The sequence below is a fragment of the Arsenophonus sp. ENCA genome, from assembly GCF_002287155.1.
GTDB lineage: Bacteria > Pseudomonadota > Gammaproteobacteria > Enterobacterales > Enterobacteriaceae > Arsenophonus > Arsenophonus nilaparvatae.
In genome coordinates this window covers 1-4622 of sequence record NZ_NHNG01000081.1, presented here as the reverse complement: position 1 = coordinate 4622, position 4622 = coordinate 1, and the positions used below count along the sequence as shown (strand labels likewise).

The 4622-nt window shown below is 37.2% G+C and carries 4 protein-coding genes and 3 pseudogenes; 4 read left to right on the top strand and 3 right to left on the bottom strand.

Annotated elements, in window-relative coordinates; translation table 11 throughout:
- Positions 1–124 precede the first annotated feature (124 nt).
- Positions 125–400: a hypothetical protein gene (locus CBG25_RS02465; RefSeq protein WP_290604280.1), complete on the bottom strand. Its 276-nt coding sequence runs from the start codon at positions 398–400 to the stop codon at positions 125–127.
- Positions 378–725, bottom strand: coding sequence for a DUF2813 domain-containing protein (locus CBG25_RS02460; RefSeq protein ID WP_290604278.1), 348 nt, complete (start codon positions 723–725; stop codon positions 378–380). Before CBG25_RS02460 ends, CBG25_RS02465 begins: the two co-directional genes overlap by 23 nt.
- 199 nt (positions 726–924) lie before the next feature.
- Between CBG25_RS02460 and CBG25_RS02455 the strand changes: the two are divergent.
- The 4 genes and pseudogenes from CBG25_RS02455 to CBG25_RS02440 all read left to right on the top strand — a co-directional run.
- Positions 925–1825: pseudogene (locus CBG25_RS02455) on the top strand (lysine exporter LysO family protein).
- Positions 1826–1877: 52 nt separating this feature from the next.
- Positions 1878–3274: pseudogene (locus CBG25_RS02450) on the top strand (DUF2867 domain-containing protein).
- A gap of 132 nt (positions 3275–3406) precedes the next feature.
- Entirely contained in the window at positions 3407–4144 is a 738-nt protein-coding gene (artP, locus tag CBG25_RS02445) for an arginine ABC transporter ATP-binding protein ArtP (protein WP_290604277.1), read from the top strand.
- A 10-nt stretch (positions 4145–4154) separates the two neighbouring features.
- Positions 4155–4289: pseudogene (locus CBG25_RS02440) on the top strand (arginine ABC transporter substrate-binding protein); the annotation flags it as partial.
- A 52-nt stretch (positions 4290–4341) separates the two neighbouring features.
- On the opposite strand, the gene CBG25_RS02435 reads toward CBG25_RS02440, so the two are convergent.
- On the bottom strand, positions 4342–4622 hold a 281-nt coding region (locus CBG25_RS02435), incomplete at its 5' end, for a transposase family protein (RefSeq protein WP_290603775.1).

Genomic DNA, 4622 nt, shown 5'->3' with positions numbered 1-4622 from the left:
CATAAACGATTATCTCGTAACAGCCGCTCTTTGTTGATCATTTCAAACCTTTATTCTCTAAGTTAAACCTCTTTTTATTCTCAATAGCGTGACAAAAAATGCAAGTCTCTATTCAGCAACTAGTTTATTGATAATGAACCATCTCTATTTTTCTACTACGTGTTTTGGCAATCAATGTATCATCGGCAATTAGTACACAAGGGCTTTTTTTGTCTATAGAAGGTTCAACTAATCGCCATAGGTCTTTAGTGCGGAAACATCTACTTTTTAACCATCGGCTAACCGTGTCATGAGATAAAGGCGATGGGCTGACTTCTGATAACGCCAAACTAGAGTATCTTACACTGCTTACTTGTAAGAATATTTTATAGATATCTTTAATGCATGGATAACCGGACAAAATATGAACATCCTGATTTTTTCTTGTTTTTAAATTTATACTTCTTTTTTAGAGACTGCGAAACTCGTGTATTTGACTGGTTTTCACAAAAAACCAAAATAATTTGTAGATTATTGACTTGTTCATCTGTATCTACCAAGTGATGGAAATCATGTTGGCTAAATTGATATAACGGCTGCTTAGGTGATAATAAAATAGTCAGCGCATCTAACAAACTTGACTTACCCCAGGTATTTTCACCAATCAACACAGTATTATGATCTAAGGTCAATGAAAGCCGATTGATGCCGCGAAAACCGGAAATCTCCACTTGTTGCAAATACATGGTTAACCTCTTTTTATGCCTATCAGCAATAGTTACTGGATTATCCTATGAGCAAATGAATTACGTTTAAATATTATTCTATGATATTGCGCCTAGTTTGAGTCTGTTATAAAATATTTATCATTATTTTGCCTATCTTTTTCACATTATTTCCACAAAATCATCGCCATAAAAGCGTTAATTGTAATAAGGATGGACTATGTATTCAGGACTACTTATCATTCTTTTACCGTTAACTCTAGGCTATCTGTTTCGCTTCAAGAATAAGAAGATTTTAGCGCTTACTCATCGCCTATTAGGCGTGATGGTTTACATTATTTTATTTTTAATGGGCATCACTTTGGCGTTATTGGATAATATTAATACTCATCTTACTGCAATTTTTATCTATACCATGGTTTTCTTTTGCTGCACCTTTGCCGCTAACCTGATTGCTTTATTATTATTGGATAAACTTTTTCCGTGGAAAATTGTGAAACAGGAAACCAATAAACCACTCTCTCGATTAAAAATGATTTTAAGTTCACTACCACTGTGTGGCGTGTTAATACTAGGTTTCTTGTTAGGATTAACAAAGTGGCCATTTTTATCCTATGCCAAACATGGTACTGAAATTACCCTTATCTGTTTATTATTATTGGTGGGTTGCCATCTTCGTAATAGTGGGATGTATCTTCGGCAAATTTTAATCAATTTCAGAGGCGCAACGATTGCGGTAATTGTTGCCACCAGCGCGCTACTCGGTGGTATTTTGGCGGCATTTTTATTAGGGTTACCTACTAAAGTAGGTTTAGCGATTGCAGCCGGATACGGTTGGTATTCTCTAACCGGTATACTGCTTACCGACGCTTACGGGCCAGTCATTGGTAGTACCGCTTTCTTTAACGACCTAATGCGTGAATTAGCGGCTATTATGCTTATTCCAATTATTATCAATCAATTTCGTTCTACTGCATTGGGAATTTGTGGCTCAACATCGATGGACTTTACGCTACCCATATTACAACGGGGGGGGGGGGGGGGCTATTGTACCTGCTGCCATTGTCCACGGTTTTGTACTAAGTCTATTGACGCCATTACTGATTGCCTTCTTCACCTAATAGATAACTAAATTTTCTGCCAACCACACTGGTGCTAAATAGGTAACCAAACATGGGTAAAAAACGGATTTTAGTACTTGGTGCTAACGGTTATATTGGTCAAAATCTGCTCCCCGCGTTAATCAAACAAGGACATATGATCACCGCAGCAACACGTCAACTTGATTGGGCTAGAGCACAAAATTGGCCAAATACTGAATGTTGTTATGTTGATCTACTCGCAGCCAAAACCTTAAACAATATTATGACAAATATTGATATCGTTTACTTTCTTGTTCACAGTATGGCAACTAATAATAATCTTATTGAACAAGAATGCCTGGCTGCTCTTAATGTTAAAAATGTACTCAAGCACTCTCAAGTAAAGCAAGTTATCTATTTAAGCGCACTACAAAACCATTGCTGTCATTCACAACATCTGATGGCACGTAAACTGACCGGAGAAATTTTACGTGAAAGTAAAATTCCGCTGACAGAAATTCGGGCACCAATTATTATTGGTGCGGGCTCCGCGCCCTATGAAATAATTCGGGATATGACTTACAACTTATTCATCCTATTGCTTTAGAAAACATGCTGTATTATCTGACGCAATTGATAGCCCATCCAACTAATGAGCATCGTATACTTGATGCTGGTGGGCCGGAATATATTGATTATCAAACACTCTTCAAGCGCTTTATGCTGACAAGCGGTAAGTATCGACCACTGATCCCGCTACCTATCCCAATTAGATTAATTTCCATTCAGTTCATTAGCCTAATAACTTCAGTCTCTCCCTCTATTACCAAAAGTTTAATTCAAGGGCTACAGCACAATCTGCCAGCTAATGATCAAGCGTTAAAACAACTTATTCCGCAAAAATTGCTTAGCGTTGATGAAGCAATCAAACAAGCGTTTATTCACTCGCCTAATGCCATTAATAAAGCGGATTGGGGCTCAGATCCAATCCTAAAAACAAAATGGTGTGACAAATATAGTTATTATCCGAAAGATGCCGGTTTTACGCTAACAACCCGCGCTACTAGCCAAACTATTTGGCAAATCGTGCAACAAATTGGTGGCAAAAGAGGATATTTCTACGCCAATATTTTATGGCAATTACGCGCCTTGATTGATGATTTAATGTTCAACAAAGTAAAATATGGCCGCCCTATACGTGAAGAATTATATTTAGGCGACATGATTGATAGCTGGAAAGTGATCAATATCAAACCCGGACATCAATTAACCCTATTATTTGGTATGAAAGCACCGGGACTAGGGCGTTTAACTTTTACCATCAAGGATTATGGCAAATATCGAACGTTAGATGTCAGAGCATGGTGGCATCCTGCCGGTTTTTCAGGACTAATGTATTGGTTAATCATGAGCCCAATTCATCGTTTTATATTCAAGGGTATGGCTAAAAAAATTAATAAAATTGCATTAATAATGCATAAAAAATAAAAAAATTAGATTAGCAAAGCCAAAAAGCCTTATAAAATATCAATATTAGTCTATTTGTAGAAATTGCATATTGCGTAATTATTCCATTAAGATTATCATTATTTAACTTGTTTATTTATTCATTTTTTTAGCATGAGTATTCAATTAAAACAAATTAATTGCTTTTATGGTGAAGAGCAAGCCCTACACAACATCAATTTGACATGTGAAACGGGTGAAACGATGGTATTACTTGGCCCAAGCGGGGCTGGCAAAAGCTCATTATTACGTGTCTTCAATTTACTAGAGATGCCCCGTTCAGGCCAACTGAATATCGCTGGATACCATTTTGATTTTTCACGCCAAACCAAAAAAAATGAAATCAGAGCGTTAAGACAAAAAGTTCGGATGGTATTTCAACAATATAATTTATGGCCACATTTGACCGTAATGGAAAATCTGATTGAAGCGCCTTGTTTAGTATTAGGTTTAACTAAGGCAACAGCTAAAGAAAAAGCAGCAAATTTATTGCACAGTTTACGGTTAACCGAATGTGCTAATCGTTTCCCATTGCATCTTTCTGGAGGTCAGCAACAGCGAGTGGCAATTGCCAGAGCATTAATGATGGAGCCTGAAATTCTGTTATTTGATGAACCAACAGCCGCTCTCGATCCTGAAATTACAACCCAAGTAATTAATATTATACAAGAATTATCAAAAACGGGCATCACCCAACTGATAGTGACTCATGATATTGATTTTGCCCGTAAAACAGCGAGCAAGATAGTTTATATGGAAAAAGGAGTAATTGTGGAGCAAGGCGATATTGATCGTTTCACTAGACCACAAACTCAAGGCTTGGAAAATTATCTATCCCATTCATCTCATTGAGAATAACGTAATGAAAAAATCACTGTTAGCTATTATCTTATGCAGCCTATCCATATCAGTACTAGCCTCACCAAAAGAGACGATACGCTTTGCAACTGAAGCAACATATGCCCCATTCGAATCAATTGATGCCAATAATAACATTAAGCGTGTTGCTTAATAGTGAAATAAGGGTGTTTCGGTGATTGAAGTAAATTTTACGCTGTTCTGAGATGGAAATTCCAAAGACCTGCGCTAAGGAGTAAGAAGGTATCATCAATAAAGGGTCTACGATTCCGTAAAATTTGGGTCATGCAACCGAGGCGCTTGATACCCGCGATGGCGTGTTCAACTGTAATACGGATGCCCGAGATTATTTTATTTTCTTGTTTTTGTTCAGGCGATAAAGGTCTTTTTCGAGTTCCTTTTTTTGGGATTTGTGTATTAGGATGCTGTTTATCTATACCTTGAAAACCGGTATCTGCCCAGATGGTTACCT

Coding starts and splice junctions, on each gene's coding strand:
- artP (WP_290604277.1), top strand. CDS start 3,407: ATGAGTATTCAATTAAAACAAATTAATTGCTTTTATGGTGAAGAGCAA.
- CBG25_RS02460 (WP_290604278.1), bottom strand. CDS start 725: ATGTATTTGCAACAAGTGGAGATTTCCGGTTTTCGCGGCATCAATCGG.